Genomic DNA, 24,079 nt, shown 5'->3' with positions numbered 1-24,079 from the left:
TAGAACAGGCGCCATCGGCGGAGGTTGAAACGCTGTCTGTTGCAAAGGATGGGGCCCAAGCCGCGCAGCTGCAACAAGGACGTACGCAAACCCGCAAAGCAGCCTAAACGCTTTGCTTGTTGTCCAAAAACAAAACGGCGGGGAGTTTTCCCCGCCGTTTTTTTTGATGTGTTGTCTGTGTGGATTCACATCATGCGCAGAGCGCCGTCGATGCGGATGGTTTCGCCGTTCAGGTAGCCGCATTCCACGATGAACTTTGCCAGGCGGCCATATTCGCTGGGATCGCCCAGACGCTTGGGGTTGGTGACGGATGCGGCCAGACTATCCTGTGCCTCTTGTGGCAGGCCTGCCAGCATCGGGGTCATAAAGATCCCCGGCGCAATTGCCATCACACGGATACCGCTGCGCGCCAGATCGCGAGCCATGGGCAGGGTCAGGCCGACGACGCCCCCTTTGGAACTGGCATAAGCTGTCTGGCCGCGTTGCCCGTCAAAGGCCGCGATTGACGCCGTGTTGATGATGACGCCACGGTTGCCATCAGGGGCAGGGGGATTGTCCTTCATCGCATCAGCGGCCAGACGGGCGACATTGAAAGTGCCCACCAGATTGACGTCGATCACCTTGCGGTAGCTTTCTAGGCTATGCAGCCCGCCGTCCTTTTTCAGAACAGTCTCCGCAATGGCGATACCGGCGCAGTTTACGGCTGCGTTCAGGCCACCCATTGCGTCGCGTGCGGTGGCCAGGGCGGCCTGAACCGATGCTTCGTCGGTGACGTCGGTTTCCACAAAGGTGCCGCCCAGTTCTGTGGCGATGGCCGCGCCACGGGTGCTGTCACGATCCAGCAGAGTCACTTTGGCGCCGCTTGCTGCAAATACGCGGGCTGTGGCCTCTCCCAGACCGGACGCGCCGCCAGTGATCACCGCGCAGGTGTCTTTCATCTCCATCCCTCGTGTCTCCCTTTTCCACTGTGATGCGCTGATTGTCTTGAATTGAACAATCGTTCAGTAAATGGGTAGCGGGTTCGACGGCATCTGTCAAAGGAAGGCTGTCAAAGTGAGGCCAAGAATGGGCTAGCGGTTCTGTGGCCCCAGAAGCCAACGCGCGAATGCGCCCATTGCCAAAACGGTGACAAAGATGCGGTAGACATGGTGCAACGTGACCAGCGCGGGGTTGGCATTGAGGCTCAGCGCCACCAGCGCCATTTCGGTGACGCCACCCGGCGCATAAGAGAGCAGCAGTATGTCAAATCGCAAGCCGGTCCAGGCCCCGACCCCAAGCGATAGGGCTAATCCAAGCCCCAGCATCCATGCCACCGATAGCCCCGAAAGCCACAACGCCCGTATCATGGCGTGTCCGCGCAATCCCTTGAACCGCAATCCCAGTGATGCACCAATAACGACCTGCGCCATGTTGATCATCCAATCCGGCAGGGCCAGTGGTGCCAACCCGCTAACCGTGACAATAGCCGCGGCCAACAGCGGGCCGGTCAGTTGCCCCGCAGGCAGGCGCAGAAAGCGGCCAGCGACGGTCCCCAGAAGGCCAACACAGACCGCCAGAACGATGGTCAGTGGCGCAATATCCTGTGGCGCAGAACTGGCGCCCGCTGCACTGCCAAGCGGGGTGCCGTACCACAACGATAGCCCCATCGGCAGCAGCGAGATCACCAAAATGATCCGTAAAAACTGTTGCATGGTCAGCAATTGCAGATCGGCGCCGCGTTCCTCGCCCATGGCGAGAGATTCCAGCAATCCCCCGGGCGCACCGGCAAACAAGGCGGTTGTGCGGTCATATCCGCCAACGTGCCGAAACATCAAATAGTTGCCCAGCTGCGCCAGCAGTGTGAATGCGGTCAGCGCCACCAGCGACAGTGTCAGACCCGGCAGTTGCCCGATCAAATCAGGCGTCACCTGCGCCCCGATCATCACGCCCACAAGCGCCATAAAAATCAGACGGAACCGTTGCGGAAACTGGTATTCGCGCGGCAGGCGATCCTCCTGAAACAACGCAATCGCGCCCGATGTCAGCAGAGCGCCCAACATATAGGGCAGGGGTAGCAGGGTGAAGCTGGCCAGATAACCGCCGATCCCCGCAATCACACACAGCCCAAGAGTGGTGAGTATACTGCGGCTGTTCATGGCGGGCCTCCGTAACCTGTATCCATGTTCATGTCACAGCGCGACAGGTGCCACAAGTCGGAGGGCTACGGTGCGCGGGCGACGTCGATGGTAGGGAAGTTGGAGCGGGTAGCGGGAATCGAACCCGCACCTTAAGCTTGGGAAGCTCGCATGATACCATTTCACCATACCCGCGCTCGCCCTTGAGGTATCCAAGCGGTCGGGGAAGGTCAAGGTGTTCAGGATGCCTTTTCTTCCCCCGTCTCCATTTGTTTGAAATCCCGCAGGTTCAGTGGGTCATAGTCGCTGAGCGCCGCGCGGCGTTCAAAGGCGGAAGGGTGGATTGTGGCCTCTGGCGGGATGTAGCGGTATTGACCTAGCGGTAGGTAATAGCCCAAGAGCCCGCGCTGGTCCGGCCAGCGGCTGCGTTTGGTCAGTCGGGGCAGCCGTTCCAACAGGATCCACGGTTTTGGCGGCGCCAGTTGATCATGCAACGCGGCAGTGTGGCTTGGGGGCGAAATGTTCAGCCCCATACGCTCTGTCACCTTGTCCTTTTTGCCCAGCACATAGCGGTTGTAGAAGGGATCACGGAATTCCAACCGATCGACGCCAAGGCCGTCCAGCTCTTGTCGCATCCATTGCATGGTAATCTTGCTCAGGCCCGCTTCTGCTTCCGGCACGCTGCCGGCCACATCGGTGTGGGTGCCGGGGAACCAGACTTGTTTGACGTCTTGCGGTGGCGGATCGTTCTTTGTTTTGAAGCGGTTGCCGTAATATGTCTGACCATCTGTCCAGAACTGATGGCGGAAAAATCGGCGGCGTTCGTCGATGGACAGCGCATGGCGCACCGCGCGCACAGATGGGTTTTCATCAACGCTGGAGTGGGTGCCAAATTCCAGAAACGTCCCCCACTTCAGCCGCAGCCGGATCATCGAGCTGACCGTGTCCCACAGCCCCAAAAACCGGATCGACGGGTGGCGCATGTGAAAGAACTGCTGCGATATTCGCAACGGCGCATATTGTTCGCGCGGCCCGTTCTGGCGCAGTTTGCGCCACGCTTTGAACACTGGACCGATCAGGTGCAGTTCATGCGGCGCCACAAGGCCGAAATCATTGATAAACCCCGCCAGCACCCGCGCGGTATAGGCGCCACGCGAATAGCCAAAGAAGTAGAGTTGATCCCCCTCACGGTGGTTTTCACACAGGAAGCGGTAGGCGTGCAACACGTTGTCATGCAGGCCAAGACCGGCGATCAGCCCCAGCGCCAACCGCACCTTGTCAAAGCTGTTGCGGGCAAAGGGGCGGGTCGACAGCGTGCCAACGCCCGGTTCGTAGTAGATCAGCTGGCGGTCGTTATGTTGCAGACATTTATAAAGCCGCAGCACGTTGCTTTCGTTCTTTTCAATCTCATTTCCGGTGCCGTCAAAACAGACAATCAACTTGCGTGACATGGGCGTTCTCTCCGCCATCAGGGAATGGATGCTTAAAATACGGGGAGTATGACGCAGAAAGGGCGTCGCCTCAACGAAGCAACGCCCTTTTGGAGTATTGGCTATTCCCTAGCGGCGGTTCTAAGCCTTGCGGCGACGTCTGCGACGGCCACCTTCGGCGCTATCGCCGCCGCCGGTGTTGTAGTTCACATCCGGCAGGGTGACGACTTGGCTCAGCTCTGGGAAGGGATCGCTGGCGTGCGGGATCGCGTTGGCGGCGACGAAGTGGTCTTGGAACTTCGGCTCCACAGCGGTTTCCACCTTGGTGATTTCGCGCACCACACGCTCAATCTCGGCCCGCGCACCCAGGTTACACAGCGCGATCCGCGCACCGGTGCCTGCGGCGTTGCCGGCGGATTGCACCTTGTCCAGCGGCACATCGGGGATCATGCCCAGCACCATCGCGTGTTTGGGGCTGATATGGGCACCGAACGCACCGGCCAGCACCACGCGATCGACCTTGTCCACACCGCGTTGATCCATCAACAGACGCGCACCCGCGTATAGCGCGGATTTCGCCAGCTGGATGGCGCGGATGTCGCCCTGGGTCACGGTGATCACCGGCCCGCCATCGGCGCTGCCGTCCCAGATCACATAGGAATGGGTGCGCCCGTCGGGAATGCAGCGGGATGTGCCCGTTGCCTCGGCCGAACCGATCAACCCGGTGGGATCCAGCAGGCCTGCGATGCGCATTTCAGCCACCGCTTCGATAATTCCGGATCCACAGATGCCGCTGATACCAGTGGCCGCCGCCGCGGTTTCAAATCCGGCCTCATCGGACCACATGTTCACCCCGATGATGCGGAAACGGGGCTCTTTGGTCACCGGATCAATCTCAATCCGTTCAATCGCACCCGGCGCGGCCCGTTGACCGGAGGAGATCTGCGCCCCCTCAAACGCCGGACCGGTGGGCGAGGAACAGGCCAACACGCCATCACGATCCCCCAGCAGGATTTCCGCGTTGGTGCCCACGTCAACCATCAGTGCCAGATCGCTGGAGCTTTGCGGTGATTCCGCCAGCGCCACGGCAGCGGCATCGGCGCCAACGTGCCCAGCGATGCAGGGCAGGGCGTAAACCCGTGCGCGCGGTGCCATGGCCAAGAGGTCCAGATCAGAGGCCTGCAAAGACAGCGAGTCTGAGGTCGCCAGCGCAAAGGGCGCCTGCCCCAGTTCCACCGGATCAATGCCCATCAACAGATGGTGCATGACGGGGTTACACACGATCACCGCCTCATAAAGGCGTTCTGGCGGAATGTCGGTTTCCTTGATCAGATCGGCGATCAGACCGTTCAGCGCCTCGCGCACGGCTTTGGTCATTTCCTGATCGCCACCGGGGTTCATCATCGCGTAGCTGACGCGGCTCATCAGATCTTCACCAAAGCGGATCTGCGGGTTCATCGCGCCGGATGACGCCATCACGGCCCCGTCGCTCAGGTCACACAGATGCGCCGCAATGGTGGTGGAGCCAAGGTCAATCGCCAGACCGTATAGCCCCTGTTCCGCAACGCCCGGCCAGATATCCAGAATGCGCGACGGGCCACCGGCATGACAGATGTGCATCGCGAGGCTGACCTGCCACTTGCCTTTGCGCAGGGTGGGTTGCAGGCGGGTCAGGATGTTCAGGTCTGCCTCGACCCGTTCGATCTGCCACTGTTCACGCAGCGCGTCCTTCAGCCGTTCAAAGTCGCCGGTGGGGGCGTGCATGTCGGGCTCTTCCACCTCGACCACCACCAATTTGGTGGCGGGATCCATTTCGATCACGCGGCTGTCGGCGGCTTTGCGGACCACCTGTTTGTGAACCTGACTTTCGGGCGGGACGTCGATGATCACATCGCCCTCAACCTTGGCCTGACAGCCAAGGCGGCGGCCGTGGATCAGCCCGCGTTTGTGGCGATAGCGTTCCTCAACTGCGTTCCACTCTGACAGGGCTTCTTCGGACACAGTCAGCCCGTGTTTGGGGAAGTCGCCAAAGGAGGGCGTCACCTGACATTTGGAACAGATGCCGCGTCCGCCGCAGACACTGTCCAGATCAACGCCGAGCTGACGGGCGGCATCCAGGATCGAGGTGCCTTTGGCAAAATGTCCGCGCTGCCCCGAGGGCGTGAAGATGACAAGAGGATCGGTGTTTGGCTCAGTGGTCATGGCTCATCACATATTGTTCGCGTGAGTTTAGCATAGGGCGACGCAAACCGCCCGACAGTGCAAAGGCGGCATAAACCATTCCAACCGCGTCATGAAGTTGAATTTTATAGTTATATTTTGGCAGTTAGGTCGCAGTGAGCGGTTGGCCGTTAGCGGTATCCGCGCGCGTGGAAGATGAAGCCGAGGAGGTTCAGCAAAACCTGCGCCGCCAGGATTTGCGTGCCGCCCGATGGATCGTAATCCGGCGCCACTTCGACCAGATCAATGCCGATAATCTCATGCCGTTGGGCGACCTGTTGCAGCAGCTCCAGCACCTCATAGAACAGGAACCCACCATGGCTGGGCGTGCCTGTTCCTGCGGCGATAGAGGGGCAGAAACCGTCGATATCAATCGTCACATAGACCCGCGCGCCCTCGGGGATACGCTGGGCGGTCGCCTCTGGCCCCAGCTTGCGCATTTGGCGCACTGATAGGATGTCTGACCCCATGACGCGGGCGTCCTCATAACCCTCTTTCGCAGTGGACGACACGTTGCGAATGCCCACCTGCGTCAGGCCGGTGACATAGGGTTTCTCAGCAGCGCGGCGCATCGGGTTGCCGTGGCCGAAGCGCACCCCGTGGCGTTCATCGACAAAATCCAGATGGGCGTCGATTTGCAGGATATGAAAATCGCCCTGATCGTCAAAGGCATTGATGCAGGGGATGTTGACTGAATGATCGCCACCAATCACCACCGGCAGCGCCTTGGCCGCAAGGGCGGCGCGCACGGCGGTTTCGATGTTGGCGTGGCTTTTCACCGTGTCAGTGTGCACGATATCGGCATCCCCCATATCGACCATACGGACGGATCCGGGCAGATAGGTCGCCTCATCCTCATGATCATAGGCACCAGCATGGCCAAAGCTGAACAGGGTCGAGGCCTCTCGCACCGCGCGGGGGCCAAAGCGCGCACCGGACCGCCACTGCGTGCCTGCATCAAAGGGCGCGCCAATGACGGCGACATCCGCCTCTAGCTGGGTCCAGTCAGGCTGATAGGGACGTTTGCCAAAGGTAGCGATGCCGACAAAAGGCAGATCCAGACGTCCGCTTTCATATCCGTGATCTGCCATTGCGTTCTCCCTTATTTAGCTGTGTTTAAGGGAGAGTGGGGGAAAGCAGGCGTTCGGGCAAGCATTGTCTGTTGCGGCACGGCAGGAGGCCCCGGATCAGGTCCGAGGCGTGTGCGGGTTTACCTAGCGGGTGTGCATTGAGCCAACCCCCGGACTTGATCCGGGGGCGCACCCAGTTGAAGGCGCCGTTAGCTTTCTGCCTCTGCGAGCCAGGCCAAAATCTCTGCCCGATCTCCATCTAGGGCAGGCGACGGGCCGCGGGTGGTGCTGTCCGTCATGCCAGACAGTTTGATCGGGTTGCCGGCGGCGGTGAACTGCGGCTTGCCTGCCTTGTCCAGCACATCCACCACCATGTTGCGCGACAGGATCTGCGGGTCTTTCATCACCTCGGCGACGTTTTGGATCGGGCCGGTGGGAATGCCTGCCTCTGTCAGAACCTCGATCCAGTGCGCCTTGGGCGCGCCGAGCGTCACCGCCTCGATCAAACGTTTCAGCAGGCGGGCGTTGTCACAGCGCGCGGGGTTGGTGGCGAACCGTTCGTCCGCCGCCAGCGGCAGTTGCAGTGCGTCACACAGGCGCGAAAACAGCGCGTCATTGCCTGCGGCGATGACAAACAACCCATCTTCGGCATGGAAGGTCTCAAACGGGGTGATCGACGGATGGCGCGCACCGGATGGGCGCGGGGCCTCTCCGGTGACCGAGGTGAGCGCGACCGCATGTTCCAACAGCGCCAACTGACTGTCCAGCATGGCGATATCCACCTTTTGGCCCAGCCCTGTGTCGCGCCGTTGCAGCAGCGCAGCAGTGACGCCTTGGGCCAGAAACATCCCCGCCACAATATCCCCGATAGAGGCGCCGACGCGCACTGGTTCGCGGTCCCGTTCGCCAGTGATCGACATCACCCCGCCACGGGCCTGCACCACCATGTCATAGGCGGGCTTCAACGCCTCTGGTCCCGTGTGACCAAAGCCGGATACAGCGCCATAGATCAGCGAGGGCAGGCGTTTGTGCAGATCCTCCCAACCATAGCCCAGTTTTTCCATCACACCTGGGCGATAGTTTTCCAGCACCACATCGGCGTGTTCCAACAGCTGATCAAAAATCGCGCGGTCGTCTTGTTGTTTCAGATCCAGCGCGATGCTTTCCTTGCCGTGGTTGATGGTGGCAAAATAGGCGCTTTGCCCGTCTTTGAAGGGCGGGAAGGCGCGGGTGTCATCGCCAATACCGGGGCGTTCCACCTTGATCACCCGTGCGCCCAGATCGGCAAAGATCATCGAAGCGTAGGGGCCAGCTAGAACATGGGTCAGGTCCAGGATTGTGATACCGGAAAGGGGGGCACTCATATGTACGATCCTCTGGTCAGGAGTGGGGTCTGTTTGGCCGCTTGATAGCGCTGTCATACTGTGCCGCATTGATACAGATCAGACTCTTCAGCTTTGTGAAAGGGCGGCTGGCGGCGGAAAATTCACCGCATATGGTGATCGGATACCTGCGCTTTTTGCAGGTGCAGCAAAATTGTGATGGGATTGCAGATGTGGGGGCTTCCCCCTTTGGGAAATATGTGACATAGGGTCATCGCCAAACGGGGTTATGCATGAGGACGGGTTATGCAAATTCGTGAGGCTCTCACTTTTGATGATGTTTTGCTGGTGCCGGCGGCTTCCAGTGTTTTGCCAAACACGGCGGATACGCGCACGCAGGTGACGCGTAATATTGCGATGAACATTCCGCTGCTCAGCTCGGCGATGGACACCGTGACCGAAAGCCGGATGGCGATTGCCATGGCGCAGGCAGGCGGCATGGGGGTTATTCACAAAAACCTCAACGTCGAAGAACAGGCGCGCGAAGTGCGTCGGGTGAAACGGTTTGAATCGGGGATCGTTTACAACCCCGTGACCCTGACCGCCGATCAGACGCTGGCCGATGCCAAGGCACTGGTGGAACGGTACAAGTTCACCGGTTTCCCTGTCGTTGATAACGAAGGTCGTGTGGTCGGCATTCTGACCAACCGTGACATGCGTTTTGCCAATTCCGACGATATGCCGGTGCGCGAAATGATGACGACGCAGGATCTGGCGATGCTGGCAGAGCCTGCCGATCTGGACGAAGCCAAGAGCCTGATGCGCGCACGTCGCATTGAAAAACTGCTGGTGCATGATGGCGCGGGCAAGCTGACTGGCATGCTGACCTTGAAAGACACCGAAATGGCGGTGTTGAACCCCACCGCATGTAAAGACGATCTGGGTCGTCTGCGCGTTGCGGCCGCGTCGTCTGTCGGTGACAGCGGCTTTGCCCGTTCCGAGGCGCTGATTGATGCAGGCGTGGACGTTGTGGTTGTTGATACCGCGCACGGCCATTCTGAGGGCGTGATCGAGGCGGTGAAACGTGTGAAGGCGCTGAACAGTGGCGTTCAGGTCATCGCGGGCAACGTGGCCACCGGCGACGCGACCAAGGCGCTGATCGACGCGGGCGCAGATGCGGTGAAGGTTGGCATCGGCCCAGGTTCCATCTGTACCACCCGTATGGTGGCAGGTGTCGGCGTGCCGCAGCTGACCGCGATCATGGATTGCGCCGCAGCGGCGGGCGACATTCCGGTGATTGCCGACGGTGGCATCAAATTCTCCGGCGATTTTGCCAAGGCGATTGCCGCAGGTGCCTCTTGCGCCATGGTCGGGTCGATGATCGCGGGCACGGATGAAAGCCCGGGTGAGGTGATCCTGTACCAAGGTCGTTCGTTCAAATCCTACCGTGGCATGGGTAGCCTTGGCGCGATGGCGCGTGGCTCGGCCGATCGCTACTTCCAGAAGGATGCGGCCAGCGACAAACTGGTGCCCGAAGGCATCGAAGGTCAGGTGCCCTACAAAGGTCCGGCTGGCACGGTGATCCACCAGTTGGTGGGCGGTCTGCGCGCAGCGATGGGCTACACTGGCAACGCCACCGTGGCCGAGATGCGCACCCAGTCGAACTTCGTCCGCATCACTGGTGCCGGTCTGAAGGAAAGCCACGTGCATGACGTTCAGATCACCCGCGAGGCACCGAACTACCGGATTGGGTAAGGTGCCGTGATAGGTTTGTGCCCGAGGGCGGGGTGCACATGACATAAAAAGAGCGCGTGGAGGAAACCACGCGCTCTTTGCTTTTGGATGAGTTGGCGGGCCGAAGCTTAATCACACGCCGCCGTCACAATCACCTCTACTAACAGCTCTGGCCGTGCCAGTTTCGCTTCGCCACAGGCGCGGGCAGGGGCGTGGCCTTCGGGCACCCATGCGTCCCAAACCTCGTTCATCTCGGCAAAATACTTCATATCCGACACCCAGACGATTGCCTGCAGGATCTGTTCCTTGCTGGACCCGGCCTCTGCCAATAACGCCTCAACGCGGGCCAGACATTCGGCGGTTTGTTCCTTGATGCCATCCTCGGCCTTGCCGACCTGACCGCACAGGTAAACGGTGCCGTTGTGCTTGACGATCTTGCTCATCCGCTGGCCGGTGTGCATGCGTTCGATCATATCTTTCATCCTTCGTTGTGTTGTCCCCTGCTTGCGCCACATCACGCACGCCGGTCAAGTCACGCTGTTACGCTTGTCGCCACTGCCCGCCACTGCTATCCCCGCCAAAACGCCTGATAGCTAAGCGAGGATGCCCCGATGACCCCAGCCGCCCGATATGGTGCCGCCATTGAAATCCTCGATCAGATTTTGGACGGAACGCCTGCTGAAAAGGCGCTGACCACATGGGCGCGTCGGTCGCGGTTTGCCGGATCCAAGGACCGCGCGGCAATCCGCGATCATGTTTTCGACATCCTGCGCCGCAAGCGCAGTACCGCTGTTGAGGGCGGCGTGGAAACTGGGCGTGCGATGGTGTTGGGTCTGTTGCGTCAAGAGGGCATTGATCCGGCCACGGTCTTCACCGGTGAAGGCCATGCGCCTGCCACCCTGTCCGAGGCAGAGCAGGCCGCAGGCCAGCCCGCCGAAGGCGGCGCTGCCCTCGACCTGCCAGAGGCGCTGCTGGAGATGTTCCGCGACAGTCTGGGCGATGATCTGGCGGAGTATGCCGAGGCATTGCGCCACCGTGCGCCGGTGATGTTGCGGGTCAACAGTCGTAAACTGAGCCGCGATGCTGCGATCCCCAAGCTCGCCGCCGAAGGCATCATTGCTGAGGTGTCCGAGGCCGCGCCAAACGCGCTGCACGTCACCGAGGGTGCGCGCAAGATCAACAATTCCAACGCCTACCGCGACGGTCTGGTGGAATTGCAGGACGGTGCCAGTCAGGCGGTGGCCGAGGCGTTGCCGTTGGAAGATGGGCAAAAGGTGCTGGATATGTGTGCCGGTGGCGGCGGCAAATCACTGGCGATGGCCGCACGCGCCAAAGCGCGGTTCATGGCCTATGACGCCAACGCCCAACGGCTGCGTGATCTGCCCGAACGCGCCCGCCGCGCCAGCGCGCAGATCGAGGTGTGCAATAACCCCGAAGGTGCTGCGCCCTTTGACCTGATCCTGTGCGATGTGCCCTGTTCCGGCAGTGGCAGTTGGCGCCGCGCGCCCGAGGGGAAGTGGCGCATGGACGCCGATGGGTTGCATGATCTGACCCAGCTACAGGGGCAAATTCTGCGCCGTGCCGCGGATTTGGTGGCGACGGGTGGCACGCTCGCCTATGCGACCTGTTCGGTGTTGAAACAGGAAAATGACGATGTGGTGGCCAGTTTCCTGGCTGAAAATCAGGGGTTTTCTCTGACCCGCGAAATTCACTGGCTTCCCGGTGCGGATGGCGATGGCTTCTATCTGGCGATCTTGACAGCACAATAAGTCAGTGCAACCCTTGGTTATGTTTTGCGCGCACCTTGGTCCCTCTATTCCATTAAGTAACTGTTAAGTCTCTCTCGGCCATACTGCGTTGCGGACACGGTGACGGAAGGGTGGGCAGTTGTGATTGAAACGCAGGACCGACAGGCAGAGCGCAGACTGAAGCAGCGACCTCAGGCGCAGCGAATAGGCGATGCGCCCACTGCGGTAGCGCATGGCGCAGGGTCATCTGGCATTGCGGCCGCGCGGGCGGGGGTTTTGCCCGATGTCATGTTCCTGCAGCCGGACACACGTCGCGCTGGCGCAACAGATGATCGCTCAACAGTGAATGACGACCGCGCCGCGCGCGATCGGCATATCGCAACTGGTCTGGTGTTATTGGGGGGGAGTTTTGCTGCGGCCTCGTTTCTGACGCCCAATGGCTGGTCGTTGTTTTTTGCCAGCATTGGCGCAACCCTGTTAACTCTGTTCCCACTGCGCATTGTCCTGCAATGGATTGGACGATGGGTGCTGCAGCTACACGTGGCACGTATGGGGCGGTATCTGGATGGGGACCCCACGCCCTGTTTCGTTACGGATCGCAGTAATGCGTTGCATTATATGAATAACGCGGCCCGCCAGCAGGGGCGTTGGCAATCGGCCCGATCGCTGAGCGAGGCTGTGAGCGATATTTTCGCCAATCCCAATGCTATCTTGGACCGATTGAAAGCGCAGGCCGACAAGGTTGGCGTCGCCGAGGAGGAGGCAATCACACGTCAGGGATATTTGCGCCTCTCGGTCCATCGTCAGCCCCGTGTTGGATATCTTTGGCGCCTAGAAGATCGCGGCATCGGCCCCGCGCGTCAGCGTTCCGGGGCGGGCTTGCCTATGTTGACGATTGGCCGGGGGAACACGATCCTGTTCATGAATGAGGCAGCGCGCGATTTCTGCGGCGCCCGACCTAATGCGTTGGAGGAGGTGTTCCCCGACCCGCCGACCACCTCGGGGCGTTTTGCGGTGGCCTTGTCACAGGCGGGGCCGCGCAACTGTCTGGCCCATTTTGTCGAACAAAGTATGGGCCGCCGAGAGATCTACTTTCTGCCGATGATGGATGGCGATGGGTTAAGTCAGGGCGGTGTCGGGGACGGTGCGTTGGATCTGTTGCCTTTGGCGATCCTGCGTCTGGATGGAAAGGGCCGTATTCTGGGGGCCAATCACGCAGCACAATCCCTGCTGCAGATTGAACCAGACCTGCCATGTTATCTGGGCGACACTCTAGAGGGCCCGGGCCGCGACGTGCGCGAATGGTTGGCGTTGGCGCTATCTGATAGCGCGCCGACCAAATCCGAATTTTTGCGGGTCAAAGGACATACGGATGACCTATTCGTGCAGGTATCCTTGTGCCAGATCGAACAGAGCGAGGGGCGCCGCCTGTTGGCGGTTCTAAGTGATGCGACAATGATCAAATCTCTAGAGGATCAATTCGCCCAAAGCCAGAAAATGCAGGCCGTTGGTGAACTTGCCGGGGGGATCGCGCATGATTTCAACAACTTGCTGACTGCGATTTCGGGGCATTGTGATTTGTTGCTGCGTCACCGCGTTGAAGACGACAAAGACTTCAGCGACCTGATGCAGATCCGGCAAAACTCCAATCGCGCGGCGGCTTTGGTCGGGCAGCTATTGGCCTTTTCGCGCAAGCAGACCCTGCGCCCAGAGGTGATGGGGCTGCGCGATGTTCTTTCGGAACTTGCGCATCTGTTGAACCGGTTGGTTGGGGAACGTGTGACGTTGTCCCTGAAGGTTGATCCAGATATCCACAACTTGCGCGCTGATCGACGTCAGCTGGAACAGGTAATGATGAACCTGGTTGTAAACGCCCGCGATGCGATGAACGGGCAGGGGCAGATAGATATCAATGCAGGCAACCAAAAAGTGGCGGCGCCATTGGTCCGCGATCACGTAACCGTCCCAGCAGGCGACTATCTGGTGATCGAGGTTGAGGATGGCGGCTGCGGGATCGCGCCGGACAAGCTGCAGAAGGTGTTTGAACCCTTTTACACGACCAAGGGGCCGGGCAAAGGCACCGGATTGGGACTGTCGACGGTTTATGGCATCGTCAAACAAAGTGGCGGGTTTGTCTTTGTCGACAGCATCGTCGGCGAAGGGACACGGTTCACGCTCATGTTTCCGGCGGCATTTGAAGCTGCTGTTACGCGCAAAACCGAAACGGTATCTCCTGCAACTTCTGTCACTGGCGCAGGCACCATCCTAATGGTCGAGGATGAGGCGCCTGTGCGGGCCTTTACGGCGCGCGCGCTGCAACTGTCGGGTTTCAAGGTGGTCGAAGCCTGCTGTGCAGAGGAAGCATTGGAGTTACTCTCGGATGAGGCGCTGACCGTGGATTTGTTCCTGACTGATGTGATTATGCCTGGAATGGATGGGCCGACCTGGGTGCGAGAGGCGTTGAAAACCAGACCTGGGGTGCCGGTCGTCTTTGTTTCTGGCTATGCCGAAGACGCGCTACAGGATTCGCGTCACGAATTTGCGCAGGCGCAGTTTCTACCCAAGCCTTTCACGTTGGACGAGTTGACAGAGACGGTTCAAAACCAGATGCGCTAGCGCGCACTGCTTTCCCATAGGTCGAAATCGTCGCTGAATTTGCGCTCCAGCTTGGCGCGCGTCTTGGCGCTCAGCTCCAGCTCCATCGTTGGAGAGACGTTTTCGCGCCCAAGATCCAGCGAGCAGTCCAGCCTTGCCTCCAGAAAGGCGATCAGCGGCGCCTGATCCTCATAGCGGAACAGATGTGTGACGTTTGTCCCATTGGGGCGCGGTTCCAGAAACTTGGCCTGGCTGCCCACGCGGGCAAAGGCCGGGGTGTCGCCGCGACAATAGGCGTCTACAAATTCGTCGAAACTGATGTTTTCAGTGGAATTGGGGCGGCCCGACAGAAACGGGCGACGGCGATACCGATACCAGCTGCCCAGCCAACTGACCGGTTCACGAACCACCGCCAGTATTTCGGGCTCTTGCCCACAAACCTTTTCGAACATTGGCCGAAAGAAGCGGTTGTAGCGAAAAAGTGGCGAGTGTTTCAGTTCCGGCGGATCCTGGACCGACATCGAGGCCAGCGGCGCCAGCGCTTTCTCATAGGCGGTGGTGCCTGTTTTGGGCACCGAGAGGAACACCAAATTTTGCTTCCAAAACACCAACATACGACGCCGCCTCCTGAAGTTGCACCTGCGCGCGTTCTATAAACCATTCCTTAACCAGTTTGGTCAAATACTGGCTGCGAAGAAATTTCTTGCAATGTTCCTGTTTTGATCTCATACACAGTAGGAACAAGATGAGAACATCCAGGGATTGCCGCGGCGCCGCGGCTGTGGGATAAGGACAGCATAACAATGGCTATGGCAGATCTTCTTTCGATGGACAGCAAACGCAACGCGGACAAGCAAAAGGCGCTGGATAGCGCTCTGGCACAGATCGAACGTCAGTTCGGCAAGGGCTCGATCATGAAACTGGGCGGCGAAAACGTCGTCCCCGAGATTGAGGCGACCTCCACCGGTTCCCTCGGGCTCGACATTGCGCTGGGCATCGGTGGCCTGCCCAAGGGGCGGATCATTGAAATTTACGGCCCTGAAAGCTCGGGCAAGACGACGCTGACCCTGCACTGCGTTGCAGAAGAGCAGAAAAAGGGCGGTATTTGTGCCTTTGTGGACGCGGAACATGCGCTTGACCCGCAATACGCCAAAAAGCTGGGCGTTAACCTTGATGAGTTGCTGATTTCGCAGCCCGATACTGGTGAACAGGCGCTGGAAATTGTCGACACCTTGGTGCGCTCTGGTGCGGTCAGCATGGTTGTGGTCGATTCGGTTGCAGCGCTGACGCCGAAATCGGAACTGGAAGGCGACATGGGCGACAGCAATGTTGGCGTTCAGGCCCGCCTGATGAGCCAGGCGATGCGTAAGCTGACTGGGTCGATCAATCGTTCGAACTGTATGGTGGTCTTCATCAACCAGATCCGGATGAAAATCGGCGTCATGTTCGGCAGCCCCGAAACCACCACTGGCGGTAATGCGTTGAAATTCTACTCCTCCGTCCGTCTGGACATCCGCCGCATCGGCGCGATCAAGGACCGTGATGAGGTTGTGGGTAACGCCACCCGTGTGAAGGTCGTGAAAAACAAAGTGTCGCCGCCGTTCAAACAGGTGGAATTTGACATCATGTATGGCGAAGGCATCTCCAAAACCGGCGAATTGCTGGATCTGGGGGTAAAGGCTGGCGTGGTTGATAAATCCGGCGCGTGGTTCTCTTATGCGGATGATCGTCTGGGGCAGGGGCGTGAAAACGCCAAACAGTTCCTGCGCGACAACGTCGAGATTGCGACCGAGATTGAGGATAAGATCCGCGCCGCCCACGGGCTGGAATTTGATATGGACAAGGATGACGAGGATATTTTGGAATCCTGATCCTCTGACTAGATCTGAACCGACTAAGGGCCGCGGCATGATTGCCGCGGCTTTTGCATTTGATGTGCCCGCCGCCTTGGGGGGCGGATTAACAAAACGTGACATCCGTAATGGCCATGCGGCCCTGCTTTCGCAGAGGTAGCAGTGGACATGGCCCTATCCTGCGGATACATCAGCGTGAAACCGATCTATTGGGGAATTTCAGGCCGATGCCCAGTCTTAACGAAATCCGTTCGACTTTTCTGAACTACTTCCAGAAACAGGGGCACGAGATCGTGTCCTCCAGCCCGCTGGTGCCGCGTAACGATCCGACGCTGATGTTCACCAACTCTGGCATGGTGCAGTTCAAAAACTGCTTCACCGGCGTCGAAAAACGCGACTATACCCGCGCCACCACGTCGCAAAAATGTGTGCGCGCTGGCGGCAAGCATAACGACCTTGATAACGTGGGCTACACCGCACGCCACCACACGTTCTTTGAGATGCTGGGCAACTTCAGCTTTGGCGACTATTTCAAGTCTGAGGCGATCCCCTTTGCATGGGAACTGGTGACCAAAGAGTTTGGCATCGACAAATCGCGCCTGCTGACCACGGTGTATCACACCGATGACGAAGCGTTTGAGATGTGGAAAAAACTCGGCGTGCCCGAGGATCGCATCATCCGCATCGCCACTTCTGACAACTTCTGGCAGATGGGCCCGACCGGCCCCTGCGGTCCGTGTACCGAGATTTTCTATGATCACGGCGATCACATCTGGGGTGGCCCTCCGGGCAGCCCTGAGGAAGACGGCGACCGCTTTATCGAGATTTGGAACGTTGTGTTCATGCAGAATGAACGGTTCGAAGACGGCTCGATGACCGATCTGGACATGCAGTCGATCGACACCGGCATGGGGCTGGAACGGATCGGCGCGTTGCTGCAGGGCAGCCATGACAACTACGACACTGACCTGTTCAAATCGCTGATCGAGGCCTCGGCCAACGTGACCAACGTTGACCCCTACGGTGATCAGAACGTGCATCACCGCGTGATCGCGGACCACCTGCGTTCGACCTCGTTCCTGATCGCGGATGGTGTGATGCCGTCGAACGACGGACGCGGCTACGTGCTGCGCCGCATCATGCGCCGCGCCATGCGTCACGCGCACCTGCTGGGAGCCAAAGATCCGGTGATGCACCAGCTGGTGCCGGCGCTGGTCAGCCAGATGGGCGACGCCTATCCGGAACTGCGCCAAGCGCAGCCGATGATCGAAGAAACGCTGCAACTGGAAGAAACCCGGTTCAAGCAGACGCTGGATCGCGGTCTGAAATTGCTGGACGGTGAGGTTGCGGACCTGAACGAAGGCGACGCGCTGAACGGCGAAACCGCGTTCAAGCTTTATGACACCTACGGCTTCCCGCTGGACCTGACGCAGGATGCGCTGCGTGAAAAGGGCCTGACCGTGGACACCGACGGTTTTGACGCCGCGATGGAAGAGCAGAAAGCCAAGGCGCGCGCGGCTTGGGCTGGTTCGGGTGAGGCGGCGGATGCAACCATTTGGTTCGACGTGGCCGAAGCGGGTGGCGTCACCGAATTCCTAGGCTATGACACCGAAGTGGCCGAAGGGCAGGTTGTGGCGCTGATCAAGAACGGTGCGCAGGTTAATAGGGTTGCCAAGGGTGACAGCGTGCAGATCGCTGTAAACCAAACGCCGTTCTACGCAGAAAGCGGTGGCCAGGTTGGCGATACCGGCGTGATCAAGGTTGATGGCGGTGAAGCCCGCGTGACCGACACCCGCAAGGCCGCTGGCGTCTTCATCCACTTCGCCGAAGTGACCGAAGGTGAACTGTCCAAAGGCGCCGCCGCGCAGCTGATCGTCGATCACGTCCGCCGCAGCACCATTCGCGCCAACCACTCGGCCACGCACCTGCTGCACGAAGCCCTGCGCGAGGCGCTGGGTGAACATGTGGCGCAACGCGGCTCGCTGAACGCGCCGGATCGACTGCGCTTTGACTTCAGCCATGCCAAGGCGCTGACCGCAGATGAACTGGCCCGTGTGGAGCGTGACGTGAACGCCTACATCCGCCAGAACACCGAGGTCACGACCCGTATCATGACCCCCGATGATGCCCGCGCGCTGGGTGCGCAGGCGTTGTTTGGTGAGAAATACGGCGACGAAGTGCGCGTTGTGTCGATGGGTGTGCAGGACGGGTCCGGCAAGGGCAACGATGGCAACACCTATTCGCTGGAACTGTGTGGCGGTACGCATGTGCGCCAAACCGGTGATATCGGCGCCTTTGTGGCGCTGGGGGACAGCGCGTCCTCCGCTGGTGTGCGCCGGATTGAGGCACTGACTGGTCAGGCCGCGATGGAGTATCTGGCGCAGCAGGATCAGCGTTTGGCTGAGGTTGCACTGGTTCTGAAAACCAAACCGGCCGAAGTTGCGGATCGTGTGCGCGGCCTGATGGACGAACGTAAGAAGCTGGAAAACGAGGTGGCACAGCTGCGTCGTGAACTGGCAATGGCGGGCGGTGCATCGAATGGCGGCGGCGTGGAAGCCAAGGAAATCAACGGTGTGAAGTTCATCGCGCAGGTACTGTCCGGCGTGTCGGGCAAGGATCTGCCCGCACTGATTGATGAGCATAAGGAACGTCTGGGCACTGGCGCGGTTCTGCTGATCGCGGACACAGGCGGCAAAGTGGCCGTGGCCGCTGGCGTGACCAAGGACGCAACCGACAAGGTGTCGGCGGTGGATCTGGTGAAGGCGGCTGTGCCGGAACTGGGCGGTAAGGGCGGCGGTGGTCGTCCTGACATGGCCCAAGGTGGCGGCAAGGATGTTGCCAACGCCGATGCAGCCATCGCCGCGGCAGAGGCGGCGATCACCGGCTAATATTCGACCCGTTGGTCAAAAAACTTCGCGCCTTAGCGCATAAAACAATTGGCTCCTCCGGCGGTTTCTCTAATCTTTAGGGAAACACATACGCCGGAGGAGTTTTCATGCCCGCACTTTGGATCGCCCACGTCACCGTCACCGACGAAGAGGCCTACGGAAAATACGCCGCCCTTGCAGGGCCTGCGATCGCCAAACATGGTGGCCACTTCATCGCCCGCGCCGCCCGTTTTGTGCAGCTAGAGGGCAAGGAACGTCCGCGCAATGTCGTCGCGCGATTCCCCAGTGTTGAGGCGGCTGTCGATTGCTACAACAGCCCCGAATACCAAGAGGCGCTAAGCCACGCGCGCGATGCGTCAGAGCGTGAATTGATGGTGGTCGAAACGACCGAATGACCACTTCTGTGCATAACAGCAGATTGGCCTGCGCCTTCCGCGTGGGCCTTTTTTGTGGTCTGTGAGGACGCATACCAAGAAGTGCAGGAGACACCCCATGTGCCGCTGGGCCGCCTATATCGGATCCCCCGTTTACCTAGAGGATCTGGTCAGCAAACCGGACCATTCGCTGATTGCGCAGAGCATTTCTGCCAATGAATGCAAAACCGCGACCAATGCCGATGGGTTTGGTGTGGCCTGGTACGGGGATCGCGGCACGCCGGGGATTTATCGCGATACCCATCCGGCATGGTCTGATCCTAATCTGCGTTCGTTGACGCATCAGGTGAAATCAGGGCTGTTTCTGGCACATGTGCGCGCGTCGACTGGCACGGCGACCAGCCGCAATAACTGCCACCCGTTCACCTCGGGCTGTTGGTCGTTCATGCACAACGGGCAGGTCGGGGGATTTGAGACGTTCCGCCGCCGCGCGGACATGTTGATTCCCGATGAGCTGTATCCCGAACGCAAAGGCGCCACCGACAGTGAGGCGTTGTTTTTGATCGCGGTGTCCGAGGGGCTGTTTGAGGATCCCAAAGGCGCGATGGAACGCGCGGTTGCCATTCTGGAACGGCTGAGCCGTGAACACGGCACCACGCCGCATATGCGGCTGGCAGCGGCGTTCAGCTGTGGCGAGAAACTATTCGCGGTGCGCTATTCTTCTGATAGCCGTGCGCCCACGGTCTATAGCCATGTGGGGCCAAACGGGCAGGGGCGTATGGTTGTGTCTGAGCCACTGCATACGGGCGACTGTTGGGAAGAGGTGCCTGCGGGATCGTTTTGCACCTTCACCGCGTCTGATGCGGTGATTGAGCCGTTTGAGCCACACTGAGCGGCATTGAGCGGCGCCGAGATTAGAAAGAGAAAGCCCGGTGAGATCACTCTCACCGGGCTTTTCTAATTCTATGCCAGTGTCTTACTGGTTGGCTTTCGCCATACGCTTACGCTCATGCGGGTCGAGGTAGCGTTTGCGCAGACGGATCGAGTTGGGGGTCACTTCCACCAGTTCGTCGTCGTTGATGTAGGCAATCGCCTCTTCCAGGCTCAGCGTGATCGGGGTGGTCAGACGGACCGCTTCGTCGCTGCCGGAGGCACGCACGTTGGTCAGCTTCTTACCCTTCAGCGGGTTCACTTCCAGATCGTTATCGCGCGAGTGTTCGCCGATGATCATGCCCTGATACACCTTCGCCTGAGCGCCGATCATCATGCGGCCACGATCTTCGAGGTTCCACAGCGCGTAGGCCACGGCCTCACCATCTTCCATCGAGATCAGAACGCCTGCACGACGGCCGGGGATCGGGCCTTTGTGCGCGGTCCAGCCTTGGAACACGCGGTTCAGAACGCCGGTGCCGCGGGTGTCGGTCAGGAATTCGCCGTGGTAGCCGATCAGGCCACGCGACGGGACGTGGGCGATGATACGGGTCTTGCCCGAGTTCTGGCGCATTTCCACCAGATCACCTTTGCGCGCACCGGTCAGTTTTTCGATCACCGCGCCGGAGTATTCGTCATCCACGTCGATGGTGACTTCTTCGACGGGTTCGATGCGCTGGCCGTCTTCTTCTTTCATGATCACCTGCGGGCGGGAGATCGACAGTTCGAAATCCTCACGGCGCATGTTTTCAATCAGAACACCCATTTGCAGTTCGCCACGACCGGACACCTCAAAAGCTTCGCCGCCGGGGGTGTCTTCGATTTTGATTGCGACGTTGGATTCCGCTTCTTTGTACAGACGGTCACGGATCACGCGCGACTGAACCTTTTTGCCGTCACGACCCGCCAGCGGGCTGTCGTTGATGCCAAAGGTCACGGTGATGGTCGGCGGGTCGATGGGCTGTGCGTCCAGCGCCTCATCCACGGCCAATGCGCAGATGGTGTCAGCCACGGTGGCCTTCGACATACCGGCGAGGGTGACGATGTCGCCTGCGGTGGCTTCATCGATGTCGGCGTTTTGCAGGCCGCGGAAGGCCTGAATTTTGGTGACGCGGAACTGTTCGATTTTCTGGCCGATGCGGCTGATCGCCTGAACGGTGGCACCCACAGCGATTTTGCCGGATTCAACGCGACCGGTCAGGGTGCGGCCCATGAACGGGTCCGAGCCAAGGGTGGTCGCCAGCATGCGGAAATCGTCGCCTTGCTGTTTCACCTGCTTGGGTTCCGGCACGTGGTTGACGATCAGGTCAAACAGCGCGTGCAGGTCTTTGCGCGGGCCATCCAGATCATGATCGGCCCAGCCAGAACGGCCAGAGGCGTACATGTGCGGGAAATCCAGCTGATCTTCGTTCGCATCCAGCGACGAGAACAGGTCAAACACCTCGTCCAGCGCGCGATCGGGTTCGGCGTCGGGTTTGTCGACCTTGTTCAGAACCACAATGGGGCGCAGGCCCAGTGCCAGTGCTTTCGAGGTTACGAATTTGGTCTGCGGCATCGGGCCTTCGGCGGCGTCAACCAGCAGGACAACACCGTCAACCATCGACAGGATACGCTCTACCTCGCCGCCGAAGTCGGCGTGGCCGGGGGTGTCCACGATGTTGATACGGGTGTCTTTCCATTCAACGCTGGTGGGTTTCGCGAAGATGGTGATGCCACGTTCACGTTCCAGGTCGTTGCTGTCCATGGCACGTTCGGCCACGGCTTGGTTTTCACGGAAGGCGCCCGACTGCTTCAGCAGCTCATCCACAAGCGTGGTTTTGCCGTGGTCAACGTGGGCGATAATGGCGATGTTGCGCAGATCCATAAGGCTGTCCTTGTTTGTTCGCGCTCCGGCTATACCGGATCGGTTCGGAAGGCCAGTGAAATTGGGCGTTTTGGTGATTTTTGACGCCTGCGGCATAAATCCGGCACGGGATTTGCCGTTATTCACGAAGATGTAACGTTTTAGTGTCTGAGTTTATTTATGGCTTTTGTGAAACAACGTCTCAAACAAATGCCGCCACGGGTGGGTCGCATGATCAGCGCACTGGTGGTGCTGAGCGGTGCGATGATGATCTACGCAGCGATTGGGCTGGCATTGGTTCATCGGGTGATTTGATCCGCATCCTTTAACAGTCGCACAAAAAAACGGCCGATGTGATCGGCCGTTTTCTCTGAATAAGCTGTGTGCGGATCAGAACGGGATTTCGTCGTCCAGATCGCGCGACGGGGCGCTTTGCTGTTGGTTCTGGTTGCCGCCGCCGTAGCCGCCGCCCTGATCGTAGCCACCGCCGTAGCCACCCTGATCACCGCCGTAGCCGCCGCCTTGGCCACCACCTTGGTTGTCACCACGGCCGTCCAGCAGGGTCAGTTCCCCACGGTAGGGGCGCAGCACCACTTCGGTCGAATAGCGATCCTGGCCGTTCTGGTCCTGCCATTTGCGGGTTTCCAGCTGACCTTCGATATAAACCTTGGAGCCTTTGCGCAGATACTGTTCCGCAATCCGTGCCAGCGGTTCCGAGAAGATGGCAACCGAATGCCATTCGGTCCGCTCACGGCGTTCACCGGTGTTGCGATCCTTCCAGTTTTCAGAGGTGGCAATGCGCAGGTTGCACACCTTGCCGCCGTTCTGGAAACTGCGCACTTCGGGGTCACGGCCCAGATTGCCGACGATAATAACTTTGTTGACGGATCCGGCCATGATTGTCTCCCTCTGACTCGAACTTGGGCATTGCTTACACCATGCTCTCACGGAAAGGTAAAGTTTCTTATAATTGTCAGAAAATGCAATTTCAAATGGGGGCAGGGCGGTGAAAACTGCTAGAAACAAGGCCTACGACGGCTTCGTCGCCTTTTAGGGACCAAGGCGGAGGATTGCCTGCTTTTGTGTCAAAGGGTGGATTTGAAGCAAGTTTTCCTTATATTCCCCGCAGTTGGTCACCGGCACCTGCGGTGGCGCGTGACAATTCGGGTTGAGACAGGCAGAGAGGCCTCATGACACATCGGACAGCTAAATCGTCTTGGATCGGTCTGTTGGCGTTGGCAATGACGGTCGCGATGGTGCCTGTGGATCACGCTGGTGCGGCGGATCTGAAAGGGTCAAAAAGTCGGGTCAAGCTGTTCAAATCGCAAACCAACCTGTTGGATGGTCGGTTGAAAGGGCAGGATAACCTGTCAGTATCAATCGCGGCGCCTGTGGTGCGTACGCCGACCAAATGGGATGGCGAAGGTTTTGAGGGCAAATATGACGGCCCCTATCTGGACATGGCCCGTTCCGCTGCGCGCCGCCACAACATCCCCGAAGACATGTTCTTGAAGCTGGTGCAGCAGGAAAGCGGCTTCAACGCCAAAGCCGTGTCGCCCAAGGGGGCGTTGGGACTGGCGCAGCTAATGCCTGCAACCGCTGCGACACTGGGCGTGGATCCGCATGATCCCTATGAAAATCTGGACGGTGGTGCGCGTTACCTAGCAGAGCAATACCGGACCTTTGGGTCGTGGCGTCTGGCGCTTGCCGCCTATAACGCAGGCCCAGGGGCGGTGAAAAAACACCGCGGGGTGCCCCCGTTCAAGGAAACACGGGACTATGTGCGGATCATCCTTGGCAGCTAAGGTGATATCCTTCGCCGCCTCGATGCAAGATACACCAGATACAGGTGACAAGGCTCTCAAAAGAGATCGCTTTTTTCGCTGTTTGGTTAATGGTATTTTCGTAAAAGTTGTTCTATCAGGTGGCACATATTCGTGGTGCGGCGATTGGCGGCC

At 59.4% G+C, this 24,079-nt stretch carries 18 protein-coding genes and 1 tRNA gene; 8 read left to right on the top strand and 11 right to left on the bottom strand.

The window, feature by feature from the left end; all coding sequences use genetic code 11:
- Window positions 1-185: 185 nt before the first annotated feature.
- The 7 genes from TM5383_RS10870 to TM5383_RS10840 all read right to left on the bottom strand — a co-directional run bounded on the left by TM5383_RS10870 (window position 186) and on the right by TM5383_RS10840 (window position 8,198).
- A complete protein-coding gene (locus TM5383_RS10870) occupies window positions 186-944 on the bottom strand; it encodes an SDR family NAD(P)-dependent oxidoreductase (protein ID WP_058319059.1) in 759 nt (252 codons plus the stop codon).
- Window positions 945-1,070: 126 nt separating this feature from the next.
- Window positions 1,071-2,135, bottom strand: coding sequence for an AbrB family transcriptional regulator (locus TM5383_RS10865; RefSeq protein WP_058319058.1), 1,065 nt, complete (start codon window positions 2,133-2,135; stop codon window positions 1,071-1,073).
- Between the two features lie 100 nt (window positions 2,136-2,235).
- Window positions 2,236-2,309: transfer RNA gene (locus tag TM5383_RS10860), tRNA-Gly, on the bottom strand.
- A gap of 44 nt (window positions 2,310-2,353) precedes the next feature.
- Window positions 2,354-3,565, bottom strand: coding sequence for a T6SS phospholipase effector Tle1-like catalytic domain-containing protein (locus TM5383_RS10855; protein WP_058319057.1), 1,212 nt, complete (start codon window positions 3,563-3,565; stop codon window positions 2,354-2,356).
- A gap of 120 nt (window positions 3,566-3,685) precedes the next feature.
- The gene (locus tag TM5383_RS10850; protein WP_058319056.1) at window positions 3,686-5,746 is read right to left on the bottom strand and encodes an ASKHA domain-containing protein; all 2,061 of its coding nucleotides are present in this window, start codon (window positions 5,744-5,746) and stop codon (window positions 3,686-3,688) included.
- A 149-nt stretch (window positions 5,747-5,895) separates the two neighbouring features.
- Window positions 5,896-6,855, bottom strand: a complete 960-nt coding sequence (gene speB, locus TM5383_RS10845) for an agmatinase (protein ID WP_058319055.1) — start codon at window positions 6,853-6,855, stop codon at window positions 5,896-5,898.
- Between the two features lie 188 nt (window positions 6,856-7,043).
- Complete coding sequence (locus tag TM5383_RS10840) at window positions 7,044-8,198, bottom strand: CaiB/BaiF CoA transferase family protein (protein WP_058319054.1); 1,155 nt, start codon at window positions 8,196-8,198, stop codon at window positions 7,044-7,046.
- A 270-nt stretch (window positions 8,199-8,468) separates the two neighbouring features.
- On the opposite strand from TM5383_RS10840, the gene guaB reads away from it, so the two are divergent.
- A complete protein-coding gene (gene guaB / locus TM5383_RS10835; RefSeq protein WP_370695971.1) occupies window positions 8,469-9,911 on the top strand; it encodes an IMP dehydrogenase in 1,443 nt (480 codons plus the stop codon).
- A 107-nt stretch (window positions 9,912-10,018) separates the two neighbouring features.
- On the opposite strand, the gene TM5383_RS10830 is transcribed toward guaB, so the two are convergent.
- Window positions 10,019-10,363 carry a RidA family protein gene (locus TM5383_RS10830; RefSeq protein ID WP_058319052.1) on the bottom strand — a complete coding sequence of 115 codons (345 nt, stop codon included), beginning with the start codon at window positions 10,361-10,363 and terminating at the stop codon, window positions 10,019-10,021.
- Window positions 10,364-10,501: 138 nt separating this feature from the next.
- Between TM5383_RS10830 and TM5383_RS10825 the strand changes: the two genes are divergently transcribed.
- Together TM5383_RS10825 and TM5383_RS10820 are read left to right on the top strand one after the other, a co-directional pair.
- Window positions 10,502-11,659: an RsmB/NOP family class I SAM-dependent RNA methyltransferase gene (locus TM5383_RS10825; RefSeq protein WP_058319051.1), complete on the top strand. Its 1,158-nt coding sequence runs from the start codon at window positions 10,502-10,504 to the stop codon at window positions 11,657-11,659.
- A gap of 267 nt (window positions 11,660-11,926) precedes the next feature.
- Window positions 11,927-14,254 carry a hybrid sensor histidine kinase/response regulator gene (locus TM5383_RS10820; protein ID WP_143570208.1) on the top strand — a complete coding sequence of 776 codons (2,328 nt, stop codon included), beginning with the start codon at window positions 11,927-11,929 and terminating at the stop codon, window positions 14,252-14,254.
- On the opposite strand, the gene TM5383_RS10815 is transcribed toward TM5383_RS10820, so the two are convergent.
- Window positions 14,251-14,847, bottom strand: a complete 597-nt coding sequence (locus TM5383_RS10815; RefSeq protein WP_058319049.1) for a sulfotransferase family 2 domain-containing protein — start codon at window positions 14,845-14,847, stop codon at window positions 14,251-14,253. The genes TM5383_RS10820 and TM5383_RS10815 overlap by 4 nt on opposite strands.
- Before the next feature lie 189 nt (window positions 14,848-15,036).
- Between TM5383_RS10815 and recA the strand changes: the two genes are divergently transcribed.
- The 4 genes from recA (at window position 15,037) to TM5383_RS10795 (ending at window position 20,240) form a co-directional block, all read left to right on the top strand.
- Window positions 15,037-16,104 (top strand): recombinase RecA, encoded by a 1,068-nt coding sequence (gene recA / locus TM5383_RS10810; protein WP_058319048.1) that lies wholly within the window; start codon window positions 15,037-15,039, stop codon window positions 16,102-16,104.
- Between the two features lie 209 nt (window positions 16,105-16,313).
- Window positions 16,314-18,974 carry an alanine--tRNA ligase gene (gene alaS / locus TM5383_RS10805; RefSeq protein WP_058319047.1) on the top strand — a complete coding sequence of 887 codons (2,661 nt, stop codon included), beginning with the start codon at window positions 16,314-16,316 and terminating at the stop codon, window positions 18,972-18,974.
- Window positions 18,975-19,081: 107 nt separating this feature from the next.
- Window positions 19,082-19,369, top strand: coding sequence for a DUF1330 domain-containing protein (locus tag TM5383_RS10800; RefSeq protein ID WP_058319046.1), 288 nt, complete (start codon window positions 19,082-19,084; stop codon window positions 19,367-19,369).
- A 97-nt stretch (window positions 19,370-19,466) separates the two neighbouring features.
- Window positions 19,467-20,240 carry a class II glutamine amidotransferase gene (locus TM5383_RS10795; protein ID WP_058319045.1) on the top strand — a complete coding sequence of 258 codons (774 nt, stop codon included), beginning with the start codon at window positions 19,467-19,469 and terminating at the stop codon, window positions 20,238-20,240.
- A gap of 84 nt (window positions 20,241-20,324) precedes the next feature.
- On the opposite strand, the gene typA is transcribed toward TM5383_RS10795, so the two are convergent.
- Together typA and ssb are read right to left on the bottom strand one after the other, a co-directional pair.
- Complete coding sequence (gene typA / locus TM5383_RS10790) at window positions 20,325-22,142, bottom strand: translational GTPase TypA (RefSeq protein ID WP_058319044.1); 1,818 nt, start codon at window positions 22,140-22,142, stop codon at window positions 20,325-20,327.
- 369 nt (window positions 22,143-22,511) lie between these two features.
- A complete protein-coding gene (gene ssb, locus TM5383_RS10785) occupies window positions 22,512-23,018 on the bottom strand; it encodes a single-stranded DNA-binding protein (RefSeq protein WP_058319043.1) in 507 nt (168 codons plus the stop codon).
- A 293-nt stretch (window positions 23,019-23,311) separates the two neighbouring features.
- Here ssb and TM5383_RS10780 point away from each other — a divergent pair, with 293 nt between their 5' ends.
- Window positions 23,312-23,926, top strand: coding sequence for a lytic transglycosylase domain-containing protein (locus tag TM5383_RS10780; protein ID WP_082645459.1), 615 nt, complete (start codon window positions 23,312-23,314; stop codon window positions 23,924-23,926).
- Window positions 23,927-24,079: the final 153 nt, after the last annotated feature.

The organism is Thalassovita mediterranea (genome assembly GCF_001458435.1).
Lineage (GTDB): Bacteria > Pseudomonadota > Alphaproteobacteria > Rhodobacterales > Rhodobacteraceae > Thalassobius > Thalassobius mediterraneus.
Note: the sequence above shows the minus strand (reverse complement) of the source record. Positions and strands in the feature narration are given on the sequence as shown.